The sequence below is a fragment of the Desulfuromonas sp. DDH964 genome (assembly GCF_001611275.1).
GTDB lineage: Bacteria > Desulfobacterota > Desulfuromonadia > Desulfuromonadales > DDH964 > DDH964.
Window position 1 is genome coordinate 1,722,812 of the sequence record NZ_CP015080.1, and the last position, 19,494, is coordinate 1,742,305.

Below are 19,494 nucleotides of genomic sequence, written 5' to 3' on the forward strand. Positions count from 1 at the left end.
AAGATGACGCTTTGACAACACCAATTCAGCGTCCTGGAGGATGAATCGATGGAAAAAACCTTTGCGATTATCAAACCTGATGCCTTTGCCGCCGGTCACGCCGGGAAAATCCTGGCCCGCATCTATGCCGAAGGCTTTAAGGTCGTTGGCCTGAAGAAACTCTACCTGAGCAAGGTCGAAGCCGAAGGCTTCTACTATGTCCACAAAGAGCGCCCTTTCTTTGGCGAACTGACCGATTTCATGAGCAGCGGCCCCTGTATCGTCATGGTCCTCGAAGCCGAGGGAGCCATCAAGAAATGGCGCGACCTGATGGGCGCCACCGACCCGGCCAAGGCCGATGCCGGCACCCTGCGCAAGGAGTTCGGGACCTCCATTGGCAATAACGCCACCCATGGCTCCGATGCGCCGGAAACCGCCGCCTTCGAAATTCCCTATTTCTTCTCCGGACTTGAGCTTCTTTAAACGACTGTCTGGAAGGGACCTGCTGAAATCACCCAAACCCTTTGGAATAGCATCCAAAGGGTTTGTTTCGTTGGAACTTTGGCATGTTATTCAATTCTCCGATCTACATTTTTTTGTTCCTTCCAGTCGCCCTGGCGGTCTATTTTTTGCTCAACCGGTATCGGATGCTGATTGCCGGCAAAAGCTGGCTGGTATTCACCTCGCTCTTTTTCTACGGCTACTGGAATCCCCTCTACTTACCGTTGATCATCGGATCCATGCTCGCCAACTACGGGATTGGTACCGCTCTCGGCAAGGCGGCCGGCGGCGCCAGCCGGTATTCCCGTCGAGTGGTATTCGCCTTCGGTATCGGCGCCAATCTCGCCTTGCTCGGTTACTACAAGTATGCTGATTTTTTCCTGAGCAATTTCAACGCCGTTATCGGCAGCGATTTCTCGCTGCTGCGTCTGGCCCTGCCGCTCGCCATCAGCTTTTTTACCTTTCAGCAGATTGCCTACCTCGTCGACAGCTACCAGGGGAAGACCCGTGAATACGACTTCCTCAACTATTGCCTGTTTGTAACCTTTTTCCCGCAACTGATTGCCGGTCCAATCGTCCACCATGAAGAGATGATGCCCCAGTTCGAGCAGCTGCGGGGTAAATTTCGCAACTACCGTAACCTCGCCCAGGGGGTCTTCATCTTTGTCCTGGGCCTCTTCAAGAAGGTGGTTATTGCCGATACCTTTGCCAGCTGGGCGACTGCCGGATTCGACCAGAGTCCGGAGTTGAGCTGTGCCGGGGCCTGGATTGTTTCCCTTTGCTATGCACTGCAGCTTTATTTCGATTTCAGTGGCTATACCGACATGGCGGTCGGTTCCGCCCGCATGTTCAATATCCAGCTTCCGGTCAACTTCAATTCTCCCTATAAGGCGCTCAATATACAGGATTTCTGGCGGCGCTGGCACATGACCCTGAGCCGCTGGCTGCGTGACTACCTCTACGTTCCCCTCGGCGGCAACCGCAAGGGGAATGGGCGAACTTATGTCAATCTCTTCCTGACTTTTCTCCTTGGCGGGCTCTGGCATGGTGCCGGCTGGACCTTTGTCCTGTGGGGGGCGATGCATGGTGCCGGGACCGCCCTGCACAAATTTTGGTCCGGTTTTGGTATTCGGATGCCGCGACCTGTTGCCTGGCTGTTGACCTTCGGCTTCGTGAACTTTTCCTGGGTCTTCTTTCGTGCCCGCAGTTTTGCCGACGCCAACAAGGTGTTTGCCGGGATGTTCAGTTTTTCCGGCTACCGGATGCCTGCAGGAGTACGGGACGAGGCGATCGCCTGGGTCGTCGTCTGCCTGTTGATCACAGCTCTGGCGCCCAATTCCCTGCAGCTTGCCGAGCGCTTCAAGCCCAACTGGAAATGGCTCCTTTACACATTGGGGATGGCCTTGGCAGCCATCGTCAGTCTCGACCGGGTCAGTGAATTTCTTTACTTTCAGTTTTAGCAGGCGATGATGATCCTATTTCGATCCTATCGGAGATTTTTCTGGCTGGCCCTGACCGGAATCGGCCTGATTGCCCTGGTCAATGTCCTGACCTGGTATTTGGCCGCCAGCAAGGTGCTCTCGGGGGCGCCTGATATTGGTGACCTGGCCCGCATGGGCTATCTGCCTGCCTATGTCGCGGACGGCAAACCCGGGGGGACCCTGCCGCCCGGGAGTAAGCACCTTGAATACTGGCAATACCAGGGGCAACCTGTCGATATCGTGACCATCGGCGACTCTTTCTCGCAAGGGGGGGGCTGGTCCTACTATCAGGATTATCTGGCTGAGAGCCAGAAAATGACAATCCTCAATCTCAGCGAACTCTTCTGGTACCCGAAGTTGACCGACCGGTTTGATCCGGTGGTCAATCTCCTCAATGCCGGAGAATTCGACCGGCTGCGGCCGAAATATCTCCTGATTCAAAACGTCGAACGCCTGGCGGACGCTCTCGCTGCCGATGTCGACTGGGAAGCGAGGGAGCGGGCCGGGGATTACCTGGAATACCTGGCCCAGCGCCAGCGGGAGACACGTCTCGAAACACCCGTCAAAAAAGGAATATTCAATCTCGGCAATGTCAAGTATCTGTATAATAAGCCCTTTTACTATTTTGCCCACCACGACTATCGAAGGCGGATCTACAAGGTGCGTCTTGATAAGAATTTCTTCAGCGGCCGGCACGGAGATGGGCTGTTGTTCCATTTCGAAGACCTCAAGTGGGCGCGGCGCTATACTCCGGCCATGGCAGAAAAAATCAATGCCAACCTCAATGAGCTGGCCCATAGGCTGGCCGCGCGCGGCATCGGGCTCTGTTTTATGCCGGCGGTCGACAAGTACAATCTCTACCGTGAATTTTTCGCTGAAGATCTCGACTACCCTGTCGCATCCCTCTTTGCCGACCTGGAAGGGTTGGAAAAAGACTACATCCTGATCAACACCCGTTCGATTCTTCTTGAACAGGTCCGTCGTGGCGAACTGGACATCTTCTGGCAGGATGACACTCACTGGAGTTGGAAAGCCGGGGCTGCAATCGCGGAAGCGGTCCATTTACCACCGGTGCCACCCCTTTTCGCCAAGGGTGTCAGGCCGAGCCCAGTGCGAGCAGAATAACCTTGTGAAATCAAAACCCTTCAGTTAATATCGAAGGGTTTTTTGCTGAACATTGCCCTTTCGATTTGCCGCCTGGAAATGCCTGTGCCAGATAAGGTCGACCTGAAAAACTTCACCCTCGATGAGCTGACCCGTTTTCTCACCGGCCTTGGCAAGGAGCGGTTCCGCGCCGGGCAGATTTTCCGCTGGATCTATCAGCGCGGTGTGGTCGACTTTGCCGAAATGACCGATCTCGCCAAGGCGCTGCGCGAGGAGCTGACGGCGCGCGCTTTCATTTCCGACTGGCAACCGGAGGCGGTGGAGCAGAGCAGCGACGGCACCAGGAAGTACCTGTTTCGCCTCGCGGACGGCCAGACTGTGGAAACCGTTCGCATTCCGATGGAAGAGGGGCGGGCGACCTTGTGCATCTCCAGCCAGGTCGGCTGCGCCATGAACTGCTCTTTCTGCCTGACCGGGAGTTTTGGCCTTCGTCGCAACCTGACCGCCGCCGAGATCGTCAACCAGGTCTGCGCGGCGGCACGGGAAGGGACCATCAACAACATCGTCCTGATGGGGATGGGCGAGCCGCTGCACAACCTCGACAATGTGGTGCGGGCCCTCGAAATTCTCTATGCCCGCGATGGCTTCGATTACGGACCCCGCAAGGTCACCCTCTCGACCTCGGGCCTGATCCCGGAACTGATCGAGCTGGGGCAGCGGATCCGCGTCAACCTGGCGATCTCCCTCAACGCCACGACCGATGCGGTGCGCGACCAGCTGATGCCCATCAACCGCCGCTATCCCCTGGCCGAGCTGATGGCCGCCTGCCGCGAATTTCCGCTGGCACCGCGGCAGCGGATCACCTTCGAATATATCCTCATCCGCGGGGTGAACGACTCTCTTGCCGATGCCCGGCGGCTGGTCAAGCTCCTGCACGGCATCAAGGCGAAGGTCAACCTGATCGCTTTTAACGAACACGAGGGGTCGGCCTTGCGCGCGCCGACAGCGGAAGCTATCGACGCCTTTCAGGGGTACCTGCTCAGCCGCGACCTGGTGGCGATCCGCCGGGCCAGCAAGGGGCAGGATATCTCTGCCGCCTGCGGCCAGCTCAAGGGGAAGCTGGAGCGACTGCAGGGGAGGCTGCCGGCCCCGATCGATTCCTGAGACCCGGAGCGGCTACCGGGTTACATTTCCTTCCGGAGGTTTATCATGTCCAATCCCGCCATCGGCGTAATCGGCGGCAGCGGCCTCTACGAGATCGAAGGCCTGACCGAGATCCGCGAAGTTGTCCTCGAAACCCCCTTTGGTGCGCCCTCGGACGCGTTTATCTGCGGTGTTCTCGACGGCGTGCAGATGGTCTTTCTTCCCCGGCATGGGCGCGGTCACCGGCTGCTCCCCTCGGAGGTCAACTACCGCGCCAACATCTACGGCATGAAGCAGCTCGGGGTCGGCCGGATCATCTCGGTGTCGGCGGTGGGAAGCATGCGGGAAGAGATCGTCCCCGGGCATATCGTCATTCCTGACCAGTTCTTCGACAGGACCCAGGGGAAACGGGCTTCGACCTTCTTCGGCAACGGCGTGGTCGGGCATGTGCAGTTCGCCGACCCGGTCTGCGGCGAACTCTCCGCCGCCCTTTACGATGCGGCCAAAACGGTCGGCGCTACGGTTCACCGCGGCGGCACCTATATCTGCATCGAGGGGCCAAATTTCTCCACCCGGGCCGAATCGAATATCTTCCGCAGCTGGGGGGTTGATGTCATCGGCATGACCAACCTCCCCGAAGCCCGGCTCGCCCGCGAGGCGGAGATCTGTTACGGCACCGTCGCTCTTGCCACCGATTACGACTGCTGGCACAGTGAGCACGATGACGTTTCGGTGGAGGCGGTCCTCGCCATTATCGAACAGAACGTCGCTACCGCCCGCAATATCATCCGGACGGTGGTGCCGCAGCTGGCCGCCGCACCCGGTTGCGGCTGCGGCGAGGCGCTGCGCTACGCCATCATGACCCGGCGCGATCTGATCCCCACCGAAACCCGGCGCCAGCTGGCGCCACTGCTCGCCAAGTATCTGGACTGAACAGGCCAGGATCGCGGCAGGGGTGGTTGCCCCAGGCCGGTTCCTGGGTTAACATCAAATGCGGCCGTTGCCGGCCTTTAAGGAGAGAATTCCGGATGAGCATCCTGGTTGTCGGTTCCGTCGCCTTCGATTCGGTCGAGACCCCCTTCGGCAAAGTCACCGAAGTCCTTGGCGGCTCGGGAACCTATTTTTCCACTGCGGCGAGCTTTTTCACCCCGGTCAACCTGGTCGCGGTGGTCGGCGCCGACTTTCCCGAGGAACATATCGAATTCCTGCGTTCGCGCAATATCGACCTGGCCGGACTGCAACGGGCCACTGGGCGTACCTTCCGCTGGCAGGGGCGCTATGGCTACGACCTCAACGAGGCGGAAACCCTCGACACCCAGCTCAATGTCTTCAGCGACTTCAGCCCGCAGATCCCCGAAGGTTATCGGGACGCCGAGTTCGTCTTCCTCGCCAACATCGACCCGGAGCTGCAGCTGGAAGTGCTGAAGCAGGTGCGCCGCCCGCGCCTGGTCGCCTGTGATACGATGAACTTCTGGATCGCCGGGAAACGCCAGGCGCTCCTCGAGACCCTGCAGCATGTTGATATTCTGGTCATCAACGAGGGGGAGGCGCGGCAGCTCGCCGAGGAACCCAACCTGATCCGGGCGGCCCGGCGAATTCTCGGCATGGGACCCCGTACCCTGGTGGTAAAGCGGGGGGAGTACGGGGTGCTCATGTTCAGCGAGCACAGTGTTTTCGCGGCTCCGGCCTATCCGCTGGAGTCGGTCTTCGATCCGACGGGGGCCGGTGATACCTTTGCCGGCGGCTTCCTTGGTCATCTTGCTGCCAATGGCAACCTGGAAGAGGCTGGTTTGCGCCAGGCGATCGTTTTTGGCAGCGTGATGGCCTCCTTCACGGTCGAAGACTTCAGTCTCAACCGCCTGCGCACTCTCGATTACGGCGAACTCGAGGAGCGCTATACCCGGGTCAAACTGCTGACCGAGTTTACCGGTCTCAGTTGATCCTGCCGAGGTGACCATGTTCCGTCTGCACAAGGAAATGTCCCGGCTCGATATTCCCGCCCAGAGGGTGCTGCGCCTGGAGCGCTCTCTCAGCGACGTTCAGGTCGCCATGCCCGGGCTGCCCGCCCAGGAAGCGACCGCCTACCTCTGCAGTTTTTCATCCGGGCAGGGACTGCGGGTTGCGGTCGCGCTGCAGTTGCACAGCAGCAGCCAGCTCGCCTTCTACCTCAATGATGATGGAGAGGTTCCGCCCCGGGAAGGGACGCGAATTTACAATCAGGCCCTGGGCTTCGCCGAATCGATGGGGTTCATGCTCGGTGATCTCGATATCCACCTGAAGTCGGCTGAGGAGCGCACCCAGCTATGGAAGTCACTCCCGCTGCAGTCCGGCCTGGCGGCGCCGGCCCCGGCGGTCGCGCCGGCCCCAAAGAGTTCGGTGGCAGCTGGGGCTGCCGCCCAGGCGGCGCCCACAACGGCGCCCACAACGAAAACCGTGGTCCGCGCCCAGGTTTCCGCTGCCTCGGGGGCGAACCTCTCTCCGCCCGCAGCACCCGCCGCCAAGCTGTCGGGGCCACCCGACCGCCTTCCCGGGAAACCCGCCCCACCGTCGCCGCCGGTATCGGCATCCAATCCGGCCGGTCCCTCCTGTACCACCAGGGAATCTGTCGCTCCGCTGGTTGCGGCCGGGGGAAAATCCCCCACCCGTTGCCCCACTCCGGCCGAGTTGGCCGTCAAACGCAAAGAGCTCCGGGAAAATCTCGGGCGGTTTTTGGCGTCACTTTGAGGAGGTTGTGTGCTCATTCGATTTTTCTGTCTCACCCTTTGCTCCAGTCTGCTCTTTATCGGCGGTTGCAGTCTCAGCAAGAAAGAGGCGCAGCAGGCTGATATTCACTACGTCCTCGGCCTCTCCTCCCTGCGCGAACAGAATCCGACCATGGCGATGCGGGAGTTGCTGCAGGCGGTGGCGATTGCCCCGGAGCGCGCCGACATTCACGATGCCCTCGGCCAGGCCTATTACCTGAAAAAGGCCTATCCCGAGGCCGAAGCGCAATTTCTCAAGGCGGTCGAACTGGCGCCTGAGGATGCCCAATACGAAAACAACCTGGCGGCCCTCTATCTTGACCTGCAGCGCTGGGACGATGCGGCCCGCCATTTTCTCCATGCGGCGCGCAATCTCTTTTTCGCCACCCCGGAGGTCGCCTTTACCGGCGCCGGGTTCGCCAACTTCCAGAAGGGGAATTATGTCGATGCCATCCGGCTTTACCGGGAGGCTCTCGACCATAATCCGCGCTATGCCCAGGCCTTTGTTTACCTCGGCGAAACCTACTATGCCATGGACAAGACCGAGCTGGCGGTCGCTGAGTACACCCGGGCGCTGGAGATAAACCCCGATTACACCGAGGCCAATTACCGTCTCGGTCTGGCCTACCTCAAGCTCCGGCAACCCGAGAAGGCGGAAAAGTCGTTCCGGACGGTGTTGCGGCTGGCGCCCGATAGTGACCTCGCCAGGCAGTCGCGGGACTATCTCAAGCTCCTTCCCTAGCGCCACGAGTTTGGCGGAACAGACGCTACGGCCAGGTCGTACTATCTATTCCTTGCGGAGATGAGTAATGCAGATTCAATGCCCCGGTTGCGGCGGCTCCTACCGGATCAATACCGAACGCTCCGGGCGTTCTTCGGGGCGGGTTCGCTGCCCGAAGTGTTCCCGGATTTTCGAGGTTCAACTCGACGGGGCGGTTCCGAAACCGGTGACGGAACCACCGCCGGCAGCTGCGCCAGCGACTGCCGCGCCTGTTGCCGGGAACGGGAAGGGGGCTGGCGCCACGATCCTGGTGGTCGATGACGCCCGTTTCTTTCGGGAAATGATTCTCGATCTTCTTGCCCCTCTCGGCGCCCGCGTTCTGACCGCTGCCGATGGCGAGGCGGCCCTCGAACTGGTTCGCCGTGAACAGCCGCAACTGGTAATTCTCGACCTGAACCTGCCGAAGATGAGCGGCTATGACCTGGTTCGCGGCATCCGTGCCGAATGCGGTCAGGGGATCAAGCTGCTCGCCATGAGCGGGGTTTTTCGCAAGGACGAGGATATCAGCGGAATCGAGCGCGCCGGCGCCGATGACTTCACCAGCAAGTCCTTCAAGCCGGAAACCTTTCTTGCGCGGGTGCGCAAGCTCCTCGGAAGCTAGTCTGATGAGCGGGGAATTTGCCGGCCTCCGGCAGCGGGTCGCGGGGGAGGTCGGCCCCGAGCCCTTCTCCACGGCAGTCATCCTCGGCTCCGGTCTTGCTTGCGGTGCGGAGGTTGGCAGGACCCTGGGGGAGATCGATTACCAGGAACTCCCCGGACTGCCCGCGGCAAAGGTGGCCGGTCATGGCGGGCGGCTGGTCGCCGCGGAATGCTGGGGGGAGCGAACTCTTTTCTTTGTCGGTCGCAGCCATCTTTATGAAGGATACGACGCCCGCACCGTCGCGGCTCCCGTGCGGGCTGCCCAAACCCTGGGCTGCCGCCGTCTTTTACTGACCAGTGCCGTAGGCGGCATTCGGGCAGGGCTTGAACCTGGTGATTTTCTTTTTGTCACCGACCATCTCAATCTGCTCGGCGATAACCCCCTGCGGGGGGAGCGCCTCGCCCCCTTTATCGACCTCTGCAGCCTCTATCGCCGGGACCTTTTTCCGCCCCTCGCCCGTCGTGCCGCCGACCACGCTATCGACCTCCACTCCGGTGTCCTCGCCGCCTGTCCCGGTCCCTCCTACGAAACACCAGCTGAAGTTTCCATGCTCGGACGTCTCGGCGCCGATGCCGTCTCCATGTCCACCATCCCCGAGGCGATCATGGCCGCCTACCTGAAGATGGAGGTCGTTGCCCTGTCGCTGGTCAGCAACCATGCCGCCGGTCGGGCTGCCCATCCCCTGAACCATGCCGAGGTGCTGAGCGTGGGGGCCGCCTCGCGCTCAAAATTCCTGCTATTGTTGGCGATCCTCCTCGAACTGTGGCACGAAGCTCCGGTTGTTTCCGGGTAAGTCAGGATTTTGTAACTATCTGTATAATCAAGCAAAAAAGAAATAAATCAGGGTTTATGGATGGCTTGACAGGGTCCGACTTGGTGGTAGACTTCCCTGCAAATCAATTCGGGAGTTGTGTTTTGGGTCGTCATATTCGGAAGATATTGATTGTTGATGATGAAGAGAATGCCCGGCTGGGTCTCGGCAAACTGCTGACCCAGGAAGGGTACGAAGTCAACAGCGTCGCCAATGGCTTCGAGGCCCTGCAATTCCTCGGGCGGCACCAGGTCAACCTGGTGATCAGCGATATCAATATGCCGGAGATGAACGGGCTTGCTTTCCTGCGGGAATTGCATCGCAGTTACCCGGAAACCCACGTGATCATGATCACGGCCTATGGCGGTGTGGAGTCTTATCTGGAGGCGATGAATCTCGGCGCCTTCGAATATATTCACAAACCGGTCAAGCTTGAAGAGCTGAAATCGGTGATGAACAAGATTGCTGCCGACAAAAGCTCTCCCACCTTGTTGCCATGAAACCGATTCCAGGGAGGATCCATGAACGACTTTAAAACCATCCTGTTCGCCACCGACTTTTCCGAGAGTTCCGACTTTGCTTTTGGGCGGGCTTTGACCTTGGCAAAAAAATTCAACGCCCGGCTTCTCATTCTTCATGTGATCAATGAGCCGGTCGATCTCCGCGGTTTCTATGTCCCGCATATCTCCTTCGACAAACTCGAAGAGGAGATCGAGGAAGGGGCGCAGAAGATGATGGAAAAATTCTGTCGAACCCATATCCAGAACTACGACAACTACGAATGCTTCATCCTTCCCGGTATTCCCTATGACGAGGTAATCAAGAAGGCCGTCGAGGAAGGGGCGGACCTCGTCGTAATGGGAACGCATGGCCGTACCGGGCTCGATCATGTCCTGTTTGGCAGCACTGCGGAGAAAGTGGTTCGTAAATCCCCGGTTCCGGTGATGACGATCCGGGTTCCCGCCGCCTAGAGGGGAAAATCGGGCAAGGACAGACCTTCGGGGTGGCCGTTGACGGCCACCCTTTTTTGCATGTCGGCTGCGGCGGCTTTGCCCTTGTCAAACCCTGGCCCAGACGGTATCCTACTTTGCGTTTTCCGGGCCGCTGGCTGGCCCGCCCCGTTTCGCTCCCCGGGAGAAGGCATGCCGACAAAAGAGAGAATTCTGGTCGTCGATGATGAACGGATTATCCTCGAACTGACCTCGATGATTCTGCGCAGTCGCGGTTACGAAGTCCTCACTGCGGAAAGTGGACGTGAAGGTCTGGAGCAGGTTGCCGCTGCCAACCCGGCGCTGGTGCTGCTCGACTACATGATGCCGGCCATGGATGGTCTGACCGCCCTCAAGCAGATCCGTCAGAATTACCCGGAAACCTACGTCATCATGTTCACCGGCAAGGGGAGCGAAGAGATTGCCGTCGAGCTGATGAAGGCCGGCGCCTCCGACTACATCCTCAAGCCATTCAACAACCAGGACCTTGTCGAGCGGATCGAGAGCGTCCTGCGACTGCGGCGGATCGAACTGCACAACCGGGAACTGGTGCAGGAACGGGAACGACTCCTCCTCGAAATCGAAAGCTGGAATCACCAGCTGGAGCAACGGGTGGAAGAGAAGTCCCGGGAGCTGGAAAAAGCCCACCGGGAGATCGTTCAGGTCGAAAAGCTCGGTGCCCTCGGCCATCTTTCCGCCGGCATGGCCCACGAAATCCGGAACCCGCTCAACTCCATCAGCCTCTTTGCCCAGGTTCTGCGCTCCGGTTTCCAGGCGGAGGATGAGATGGCCGGATATGCCGATCGGATCATCAAGGAGGTCGATCGTATCGACGGTCTGCTGGTCCGGCTGCTGGCCGCCAGCAAGAGGCCCCGCTTCGAATTGCAGGCGGTCGCTCTGCCGGAATTGATCGAGCGGGTTCTGGCCAGCGTGGAACCGCAGTGTCTGGCCCAGGGGGTGACGATCGATCGCCAGTTCGTCACCAGCCCACCGCCGTTGCACGCGGATGCTGCGGAGGTTGAACAGATCTTTACCAACCTCTTTACCAATTCCCTTTTCGAGATGCAGCAGGGGGGCGTCCTCGGCGTTCGGCTCTACCATGACGACGAGACGATCCATATCGTTGTTTCCGACAGTGGGGGTGGCATCCCCGCAGAGAACCTGAACCAGATTTTTGATCCCTTCTTTACCACCAAGCCCCGCGGCACCGGCTTCGGCCTGTCGGTGGTGCTACGGATCGTCAAGAACTACAATGGTCGGATTTCGGTCGACAGCAGCCCCGGAACCGGTACCCGTTTTCACATCCAGTTGCCGATCCAGATGGATGGGGAGCTGCCGGGTTGACCAGAGTTTCCCTCCCCAAAATGGTGGCTTGAGTGAATTCAATGCGCCTGCGGCTGCGTGAGCTTTCCCTGCGACTCGATGAAGCAGAGGAAGACTTGCCCGGGAAGGTCGCCGCAATTCTTGGGGTCGAAGCCTCCCGGATCAGTGCCCTGCAGGTGGTCCGTCGGGCGATCGATGCGCGCAAGAAGCCCCGGGTGGTGCGGGTTTATACGGTCGAATTCAGCGTGCCGCGCAGCGGGCCGCTGGAAGCGGCCGTCGCGGCCGATGCGCGCCTGGAGGAAGTTGTTGCCACGCCGCTCCCTGTCCTGGTCAGGGTTCAGGGAGAACCCCGGGTGCTGGTCGTTGGCATGGGGCCGGCCGGACTCTTCGCCGCGCGCCGGCTGGCTACTGCCGGCTGCCGGGTCACCCTGGCCGAGCGGGGGCGGCCGGTGGAACAGCGGGTCCGCGATGTCGATCGCTTCTGGCGGGACGGGCTGCTCAACGAAGAGAGCAATGTCCAGTTCGGCGAAGGGGGTGCCGGTGCCTTCTCCGACGGCAAGCTGACGACCCGCATCAACCATCCCTGGACGCGGCTGGTTCTGGAAACCCTGGTCGAGTGCGGGGCGCCGGCGGAAATCCTGAGCGCTGCCAAGCCCCATGTCGGGACCGACCGGTTACGGCTGGTGCTGATCAATTTTCGTCGTGCCCTCGAAGCGGCCGGGGTGGTGCTGCGCTTCGAATCGTGCCTGACCGGGCTGATGACTGCGGATGGCCGGGTGGTGGGAGGCCGTTTCCAGGATGGCCGCGAAGTCGCCTGCGATCACCTCGTCCTGGCCCCCGGACACAGTGCCCGTGATACTTACCGCATGCTGGAAAAAGCGGGGGTCGCGCTGCAATTGAAGCCCTTTGCCGTCGGTCTGCGGGTCGAACACCCGGTCGCGGTGATCAACCGCATTCAGTACGGCATGGCCGCCCATCCGCGGCTGCCGGCTGCCGATTATGCGCTGGCCTGGAATGACCCCGACAGCCGGCGCGGCGTCTATTCGTTCTGCATGTGCCCCGGCGGCGAGGTGGTGATCGCCTCCTCGGCGGTCGGCGGGGTGGCGGTGAACGGCATGAGTTACCTGCAGCGGGGCGGGGAGTGGTCCAACAGCGCCCTGGTGGTCAGCGTTGGTCCCGCCGATTTCGAGGGCGCCGACCCCCTCGCCGGGGTCCGTTTCCAGGAGCGCTGGGAGGCGGCCGCTTTTGTCGCCGGGGGTGGCAATTACCGGGCACCGGCGCAGAATCTCCTGGCCTTTCTCGGCCGCGGCAGCGGCCCGGTGCGCAGTACCTGCCGGCCCGGAGTTCGGGCGGCGGAACTCGACCAGGTCCTGCCCGACGCTGTCAGCCAGGGATTGCGCCGGGCCTTGCCCCATTTTGACCGGCGCATGCAAGGCTTTATCACCGCCGAAGCGACCCTGACCGGGGTCGAGACCAGGACCTCGGCGCCGCTGCGCATCCTCCGCGGCGCAACCGGTGAGTCGGTTTCCCACGGCGGCCTTTATCCCGCCGGCGAAGGGGCCGGTTATGCCGGCGGCATCATGAGTGCCGCCCTTGACGGCCTGCGCGTCGCCGAGACCATTATCCAACGTGTCACTGACAGGAGCCCGGAGTGAAAAAGATATTCGTCGAGCAGATTCGTGAGCGGGACTGGGTGGAGAGCCCGTTTCTGGTGCGCGACAAGATCATGGCCATGGCCAAGAATGGCAAACCCTACATGACCCTCAAGCTGATCGACCGCAGCGGCGAGGTCGAAGGGCGGGTCTGGGACCGGGTCGACGAGCTGGCGGAGCTCTTCGAACGGGACGATTTTCTTCTGGTCAAGGGGAAGGCGAGCGTCTACATGGGGAAGATGCAGCTCGTGATCCAGGAACTTGAGCGGCTGCCGGAGAACAATATCGACCTCGCCGACTTTCTCCCGGTCGCCCCCCGCGATGCCGGGGAGATGCTGCAGGAGCTGCGCACCCGCGTCGCCTCCTTAAGCGACCCCCACCTGCGCGGCCTGCTCGAGGATTTTCTCGCTGATCCCCTTTTTCTGCAGCGCTATACCACGGCACCGGCCGCCAAGGCGATGCACCATGTCTATATCGGCGGGCTGCTCGAACATTCCCTGGCGGTGGCCGCGCTCGCCGACGATGTCTGTCGCCGCTACCCCGGCATTAACCACGATCTGCTGGTGGCCGGCGCACTGCTCCATGATGTCGGCAAGGTCGCCGAGCTGAGCTACGTGCGCAGCTTCGACTATACCGATGACGGCAAGCTTCTCGGTCATATTGTCATCGGTGTCGAAATGATCGAGGAACGGCTGCGCCGGCTCCCCGATTTTCCGCGGCCCCTGGCGACGCTCCTCAAGCACCTCCTCCTCTCCCATCACGGCCAGTACGAGTACGGGTCGCCAAAACGGCCCAAGACCCTCGAAGCGGTAATTCTCAACTTTATCGATGACCTCGACTCGAAGATCAACGGGGTGCGCACCCATATCGAACGCGAACCGGATAGTGAATCGTCCTGGACCAGTTACCACCGCCTCTATGATCGCTACTTCTTCAAGGGGAGTGAGGCCCCGCGCAAGCGTGTCGCCACCGCCCCGGTCCCACCGGCCAAACCGGCTCCGCCGGCCGCTGCACCGGCGGAGAACAGGCCCCGCTTCGGAACCACCCTGGGCGAGCAGCTCAAGGGGAAAAGCCTCGACCTCTTTGCCACTCCCGATACGGAGAAGGAGTAAGTCATGCTGGTGACCCCCGTTGTCGTTGGCCCGCTGCAGGTCAACTGCTTCGTCGTCGGCTGCGAGACCAGCGGCCAGGCCCTGGTGGTTGACCCCGGCGCCGATGGTGACCGCATCCTCGCGGCTCTTCGGTCTGCCGGCCTGACCTTGCATACCATCGTCAACACCCACTGCCATTTCGATCATATCGGCGCCAACCGCCATCTCGTCGATGCGACCGGTGCCCGCCTGCTGCTGCATGGCGCCGATCTTCCCCTGCTGCGCAACGCCGGCCAGCATGCGGCGATGTTCGGTTTGAGCGCCGACCCCTCCCCCGAGCCGACCGCGCTGCTCGCCGAGGGGGACCAGGTGGAAGTCGGCACCCTGCAGTTCACGGTTTTTCACACCCCCGGTCATTCGCCCGGCGGCATCTGCCTCTACGGCGAGGAGCACCTCTTCGTCGGTGACACCCTCTTCGCCGGGTCGATTGGCCGTACCGACCTTCCGGGCGGCAACCACGACCAATTGATCTCCATGATCCGGACCAAGCTGCTGCCGCTGCCGGCGGCAACCATCGTTCACCCCGGTCACGGCCCAGACACCGACCTCGGTCGCGAGCGCCGCCACAACCCGTTTCTTTGACCGGCAAAGTGGCAACGACGCCTCCCCATCCGGAAAAAGTGTAGAATTGCGCTGAACAGGTCGTTCCCGGGACGCCACTTACCAACACAGGGGGCCTTATGCTGAGGGAAAAAACCATCATTCTCGGGGTCAGCGGCGGCATTGCCGTTTACAAGGCGGCCGAACTGCTGCGCCTTTACGTCAAGGCCGGTGCAAAAGTCCATGTCATCATGACCCGCGCCGCGCAGGAGTTCGTCACCCCTCTCACGTTCCAGACCCTGTCGGGAAATCCGGTTCACAGCGAGCTCTTCAACCTGATCCAGGAACAGGAAATCGGTCATATCTCCCTGGCCGACCGCGCCGACCTCATCGTCGTCGCTCCGGCGACCGCCAACGTGATCGGCAAGGTCGCCAACGGCATCGCCGATGACCTGCTGACGACCACCCTGATGGCATCCAGGGCCCCGGTTCTCTTCGTCCCGGCCATGAACGTCAACATGTGGGAGAACCCGCTCTATCGCCAGAACCAGGAAAAACTGGAACAGCACGGCTATCGATTCGTCGAGCCGGCGACCGGTTTTCTCGCCTGCGGTTGGGAAGGGAAGGGGAAGCTGCCTGACCCGCAGACCATATTCGAGGAATCGCTGGCGCTCCTGTTTGCCGGCGATCTGGCGGGAGAGACCGTGCTGGTGACGGCAGGGCCGACCCGCGAAGAGCTCGACCCGGTCCGTTATCTGAGCAACTATTCCTCCGGCAAGATGGGATATGCCCTGGCCCGGGCGGCTAGGGCCCGCGGCGCACGGGTAATCCTGGTCTCCGGCCCGACCGCCCTGATCCCGCCGGCCGGGGTCGAAACGATCCAGGTCAAGAGCGCCGTCGATATGCACCAGACGGTGATGAAGCGGGCCGCCGAAGCAACGATCGTCATCAAGGCGGCAGCGGTCGCCGATTACCGCCCGGTCGCCCGGGCGGCTGCCAAGGTAAAGAAGCAGGGAGCAGGGCTGACCCTGGAGCTGGTACCGAATCCCGATATCCTTGCCGACCTCGGCCGGCTGCCGGCTTCGCCGCTGCTGGTCGGATTCGCCGCCGAAACCGAGGCGCTGGCCGCCAATGCCGCCAAGAAGCTGGCGGCCAAAAACCTCGACCTGATCGTCGCCAACGACGTCACGGCGCCCGGGGCCGGGTTCGATGCCGACACCAACATCGTTCGGCTCATCTACCGGGATGGGCGGGAGGAAGCTTTGCCGCAGGAGCAGAAGGAACGGCTCGCGCACCAGCTTCTCGATCGGATTATCGCCCTGCGGCGGGACGCCGGGGTGGGCTAGACGCCCGAGAGGAGTTCCAGCAACTGTTCGGGATTGGTAATGCCGTTCCGGAAGCGGGGACGGAGCTCGGCGAGCATGGCCTGGGCCGCCGGGGGGGGCAATTTGCCATCCCGCCAGAGGAGGTTGAGGTTTTTGCGGATCGTCTTGGCTGCGGCGATCGCCCGCTCCCCGGTCGGATCGGCCTTCCAGTAAGGACTCTGGTCGTGATGACTGAGGATGCTGACGACCGCTTCGCGGGCCAGGCCGAGGTACTCGTCCAGAAACTCTTCCGGCATCGTCCACTTCGAGGCGGTATTCAGCGAGCGCAGCATCTTCTGCCATTGCTGCAGGCGATTGAGCAGGAGCAGGGAGTTGAAGAGGCGCTTGTTGGTGGAAAAGGAGAAGATCGTGTCCGAAAGGACGCTGCGCAGCAGGGCATCGTTGCTGCGGTAGTTTTTGCGCGCCACGCTGCGCGCCACCTGCCACACCTTCGGATCGACGGTCGCCTCGGCGCGCATCTCCCAGTAGGTGTGCTTGAGCATCACCGTATTGAAGGTGCGCACCATCTTGAAGGGGACAAAATAGGAGTGGGCGACGGTATCTGCCGCAAGGTGCGAAAGATAGCCGTAGGCGCAGGCCCGTTGCGGTTCGGTCTGGGCTGCCGCGAGAACCTTGCTCCCCATGCGCCAGGAATGACAGTGTTGCAGGTAGTGGGTAAATTTTTTGCCGAGGGTGATGTCGGCGCTGATGCAGCCATAGAGAAAGTCCTGCGGCCAGGCACGCAGCAGCTGCTGCAGATGCGGCGGCAGGAGGGGAAGGTTCTCCAGGATGTAGGAGCCCATCTGCAGATGCACCCCCACCCCCCAGGCCCAGGCCGAATCGGGGAGGGCGAACAGCAGCAAGGCCGTCCATATGAATATCTTCAAGGCGTTGGCCTCATAGGCAAATCACTGGTAAAAGGATAGTCCACCGCTGCCGGGATGTAAAGGAACGATGGCCGAGAACCTCAGACGGGAACTGCACGACCTTACTGCCCAGGCCCGGGACCTGCTCGAAGACCTCGGGCGTCTTGGTCTTGGCGAAATCGCTCTGCCCGACCTTCCGGACCAGCTGCCGGTCTGTCCTCCGGCCATTCGTGGCATCGGGGAGGGCGGGGAGGAGCTCTGCCGCCGGGAGACCCTGGAAGAGATTCGCACCGAACTGGAAGACTGCCGGCGCTGCCCGCTCTGCCAGGGGCGGAAGCGGGTGGTCTTCGGGGTTGGCGACCCGCGCGCCCGGGTGGTCTTTGTGGGGGAGGCGCCGGGACGGGAGGAGGACGAAACGGGGGAGCCCTTTGTCGGCGAGGCCGGGCGCCTCCTCGACCGCATTCTGCTCGCCATGGGGCTCTCCCGGCCAGAGGTCTACATCTGCAACGTGATAAAGTGCCGCCCGCCCGGCAACCGGGACCCCCAACCCGAGGAGATTGCCGCCTGCGAGCCCTATCTCAAGCGCCAGCTGGCGGCAATCCGGCCGCAGCTGATCGTAACCCTCGGCAAGTTCGCGGCGCAAACCCTGCTGCAGGATCCCAGCCCCATCAGCCGGCTGCGTGGCCACTGGCGGGAGTACCAAGGGATTCCGCTGATGCCGACCTTTCATCCAGCCTACCTGCTGCGCACCCCGAGCGGGAAAAGGGAGGTCTGGGAAGACATGAAGCAGGTGCTGGCGCGGCTGCGTGCCGAGGGCTAGGCCATGGAGTGCGAACTTCGCCTTGAAGGGGTAAGCAAGCGCCGCCTCGACCGCTCCGGGCGCTCTGTGGAGGTGCTGCACGGCCTCGACCTCGAGATGCCGACGGCGCAGCTGACCGTCATTATCGGTCCCTCCGGCAGCGGCAAGAGTACCCTCGCCCGCCTCCTCAATCGCCTCGAAGACCCGACCGACGGCAGAATCCTGTTGCGCGGGACGGAGCTGAAGAGCCTGCCGCTGCTGGCGTTGCGGCGCCAGGTCGGCCTGGTGCCGCAGCAACCCTTCATGTTCCCGGGGAGCGTCCTCGACAACCTGCAGCTCCCCTTTTCCTACCGCGGTCTTCCCCTCCCGACCGCCAGCGATGACCGATTGCGCCAAATCCTCGCGCGCTGCGGCCTGGCCGCCGAACTCCTCGAACGGGACGCCCGCACCCTCTCGGTGGGGCAGCAGCAGCGGGTCAGCCTCGCCCGCACCCTGCTGCCAGGTCCAGCCGTTCTCGTCCTTGATGAGCCGACCAGCGCCCTCGATCGCCCCTCCGGTGACCGGCTCGCCGAAACCCTGATGACTATTTGTCGCGAAGAACGGCTCACGATCGTCATGGTCAGCCACGACCTGCGCCTGGCCGAACGGATTGCCGACCACCTGGTCTACCTGGAGGCGGGGCGGGTCTGCGAAGCCGGTACCGCTGCGCAGCTGCTGCAGCATCCGGCCAGTCGCGAACTGCGCCAGTTCCTGGCCGGGACCGGCGGGGGGGACGCATGAGCAGTGCCGGCATCATCCAGCTCTCTCTCGGCGACCTGGCGGGCGCCTTCGGCCTGATCCTGCTGGCGGCGGCCCTGGCGCGGTTGCAGGGCGCGGGTCAGGGGCGGGACCTGCTCTGGTCGGCGCTGCGCATGGTGGCCCAGCTCCTCGCCGTCGGCTACCTGCTCCACTTCGTTTTTGCCCTCGACCGCCCGCTGCCAGTCCTGCTGCTACTGTTGCTGATGACCGGATTCGCGGTGCAGACGGTGACGGCGCGGGTGCGGCGGCGCATGCCCCGTTTCTACCGGATTGTCGGCGGCGCGATCCTGGTCGGCTGCGGCGGGACCACGATGGTCTTCTGCACCCTGATCATCGGGCTGACCCCCTGGTACGATCCCCGCTACCTGATCCCGCTCGCCGGGATGGTCATCGGCAACTCAATGACCGGCGCCAGCCTCGCCGCCGAGCGCCTCGCCGGCGAGATGGCCGAGCGCCGCCAGGAGATCGAAACCGCCCTCTGTCTCGGGGCGCCGGCGCGACTGGCGGCGCGGGAAGGGGTGCGCAATGCCTTTCGCGCCGCCCTGATTCCTTCCATCAACGCCATGGCGGCGATGGGAATCGTCTTCCTGCCGGGGATGATGACCGGCCAGATCCTCTCCGGAACCGAGCCGATCGTCGCCGTGCGCTACCAGATCGCCATCATGTGCGTCATCACCGGCAGCGTCGCTGTGACCACCTTTCTGATCCTCCTCTTCGGTGCCCGCAGCTACTTCGTCAACGAGCACCAGTTGCGGGAAGGGGAGCCGACGGAGGGTTGAAAGGTCTGGCAACAAAAATCCCGCCGGCGCAACGCGCCGGCGGGATTTTTTG

At 62.0% G+C, this 19,494-nt stretch carries 21 protein-coding genes; 20 read left to right on the top strand and 1 reads right to left on the bottom strand.

Annotated features, from left to right (window positions below; translation table 11 throughout):
* The first annotated feature begins 48 nt into the window (after positions 1–48).
* The 17 genes from ndk to coaBC all read left to right on the top strand — a co-directional run bounded on the left by ndk (position 49) and on the right by coaBC (position 16,182).
* Entirely contained in the window at positions 49–462 is a 414-nt protein-coding gene (gene ndk / locus DBW_RS07780; RefSeq protein ID WP_066726602.1) for a nucleoside-diphosphate kinase, read from the top strand.
* A gap of 83 nt (positions 463–545) precedes the next feature.
* Positions 546–1,940 carry an MBOAT family O-acyltransferase gene (locus tag DBW_RS07785; RefSeq protein WP_066726604.1) on the top strand — a complete coding sequence of 465 codons (1,395 nt, stop codon included), beginning with the start codon at positions 546–548 and terminating at the stop codon, positions 1,938–1,940.
* A 9-nt stretch (positions 1,941–1,949) separates the two neighbouring features.
* Positions 1,950–3,086, top strand: coding sequence for an alginate O-acetyltransferase AlgX-related protein (locus DBW_RS07790; protein ID WP_197463757.1), 1,137 nt, complete (start codon positions 1,950–1,952; stop codon positions 3,084–3,086).
* A gap of 84 nt (positions 3,087–3,170) precedes the next feature.
* Positions 3,171–4,229 carry a 23S rRNA (adenine(2503)-C(2))-methyltransferase RlmN gene (gene rlmN / locus DBW_RS07795; RefSeq protein WP_231875405.1) on the top strand — a complete coding sequence of 353 codons (1,059 nt, stop codon included), beginning with the start codon at positions 3,171–3,173 and terminating at the stop codon, positions 4,227–4,229.
* A 45-nt stretch (positions 4,230–4,274) separates the two neighbouring features.
* The gene (gene mtnP / locus DBW_RS07800; protein ID WP_066726611.1) at positions 4,275–5,141 is read left to right on the top strand and encodes an S-methyl-5'-thioadenosine phosphorylase; all 867 of its coding nucleotides are present in this window, start codon (positions 4,275–4,277) and stop codon (positions 5,139–5,141) included.
* A 95-nt stretch (positions 5,142–5,236) separates the two neighbouring features.
* Positions 5,237–6,148 (top strand): PfkB family carbohydrate kinase, encoded by a 912-nt coding sequence (locus DBW_RS07805; RefSeq protein ID WP_066726613.1) that lies wholly within the window; start codon positions 5,237–5,239, stop codon positions 6,146–6,148.
* A gap of 16 nt (positions 6,149–6,164) precedes the next feature.
* A complete protein-coding gene (locus tag DBW_RS07810; RefSeq protein ID WP_157471839.1) occupies positions 6,165–6,932 on the top strand; it encodes a hypothetical protein in 768 nt (255 codons plus the stop codon).
* A gap of 9 nt (positions 6,933–6,941) precedes the next feature.
* Positions 6,942–7,691 carry a tetratricopeptide repeat protein gene (locus tag DBW_RS07815; protein WP_066726617.1) on the top strand — a complete coding sequence of 250 codons (750 nt, stop codon included), beginning with the start codon at positions 6,942–6,944 and terminating at the stop codon, positions 7,689–7,691.
* A 67-nt stretch (positions 7,692–7,758) separates the two neighbouring features.
* Positions 7,759–8,331: a response regulator gene (locus tag DBW_RS07820; protein WP_066726619.1), complete on the top strand. Its 573-nt coding sequence runs from the start codon at positions 7,759–7,761 to the stop codon at positions 8,329–8,331.
* Between the two features lie 4 nt (positions 8,332–8,335).
* Positions 8,336–9,163, top strand: a complete 828-nt coding sequence (locus tag DBW_RS07825) for a purine-nucleoside phosphorylase (protein WP_066726621.1) — start codon at positions 8,336–8,338, stop codon at positions 9,161–9,163.
* 122 nt (positions 9,164–9,285) lie between these two features.
* Positions 9,286–9,681, top strand: a complete 396-nt coding sequence (locus DBW_RS07830) for a response regulator (RefSeq protein ID WP_066726626.1) — start codon at positions 9,286–9,288, stop codon at positions 9,679–9,681.
* A 21-nt stretch (positions 9,682–9,702) separates the two neighbouring features.
* On the top strand, positions 9,703–10,152 hold the full coding sequence (locus DBW_RS07835) for a universal stress protein (protein WP_066726629.1): 450 nt from the start codon (positions 9,703–9,705) through the stop codon (positions 10,150–10,152).
* A gap of 171 nt (positions 10,153–10,323) precedes the next feature.
* Positions 10,324–11,514, top strand: coding sequence for a response regulator (locus DBW_RS07840; RefSeq protein WP_066726630.1), 1,191 nt, complete (start codon positions 10,324–10,326; stop codon positions 11,512–11,514).
* Between the two features lie 41 nt (positions 11,515–11,555).
* Positions 11,556–13,148 (top strand): NAD(P)/FAD-dependent oxidoreductase, encoded by a 1,593-nt coding sequence (locus DBW_RS07845; protein WP_066726632.1) that lies wholly within the window; start codon positions 11,556–11,558, stop codon positions 13,146–13,148.
* Positions 13,145–14,257 (top strand): 3'-5' exoribonuclease YhaM family protein, encoded by a 1,113-nt coding sequence (locus tag DBW_RS07850; protein ID WP_066726634.1) that lies wholly within the window; start codon positions 13,145–13,147, stop codon positions 14,255–14,257. Before DBW_RS07845 ends, DBW_RS07850 begins: the two co-directional genes overlap by 4 nt.
* 3 nt (positions 14,258–14,260) lie before the next feature.
* Positions 14,261–14,878 (top strand): MBL fold metallo-hydrolase, encoded by a 618-nt coding sequence (locus tag DBW_RS07855; protein WP_066726636.1) that lies wholly within the window; start codon positions 14,261–14,263, stop codon positions 14,876–14,878.
* Positions 14,879–14,976: 98 nt separating this feature from the next.
* Positions 14,977–16,182, top strand: a complete 1,206-nt coding sequence (gene coaBC / locus DBW_RS07860; protein ID WP_066726641.1) for a bifunctional phosphopantothenoylcysteine decarboxylase/phosphopantothenate--cysteine ligase CoaBC — start codon at positions 14,977–14,979, stop codon at positions 16,180–16,182.
* On the opposite strand, the gene DBW_RS07865 is transcribed toward coaBC, so the two are convergent.
* A complete protein-coding gene (locus DBW_RS07865; RefSeq protein ID WP_066726643.1) occupies positions 16,179–17,087 on the bottom strand; it encodes a zinc dependent phospholipase C family protein in 909 nt (302 codons plus the stop codon). The two genes, coaBC and DBW_RS07865, sit on opposite strands and share 4 nt — an antisense overlap.
* 67 nt (positions 17,088–17,154) lie before the next feature.
* Between DBW_RS07865 and DBW_RS07870 the strand changes: the two genes are divergently transcribed.
* From DBW_RS07870 to DBW_RS07880, 3 genes are read left to right on the top strand one after another with little or no spacing between them, the layout of a single operon-like run.
* Positions 17,155–17,886 (top strand): uracil-DNA glycosylase, encoded by a 732-nt coding sequence (locus DBW_RS07870; protein ID WP_066726645.1) that lies wholly within the window; start codon positions 17,155–17,157, stop codon positions 17,884–17,886.
* Between the two features lie 3 nt (positions 17,887–17,889).
* A complete protein-coding gene (locus tag DBW_RS07875) occupies positions 17,890–18,645 on the top strand; it encodes an ABC transporter ATP-binding protein (RefSeq protein WP_066726647.1) in 756 nt (251 codons plus the stop codon).
* The gene (locus DBW_RS07880; RefSeq protein WP_066726649.1) at positions 18,642–19,442 is read left to right on the top strand and encodes an ABC transporter permease; all 801 of its coding nucleotides are present in this window, start codon (positions 18,642–18,644) and stop codon (positions 19,440–19,442) included. Before DBW_RS07875 ends, DBW_RS07880 begins: the two co-directional genes overlap by 4 nt.
* Positions 19,443–19,494 lie beyond the last annotated feature (52 nt).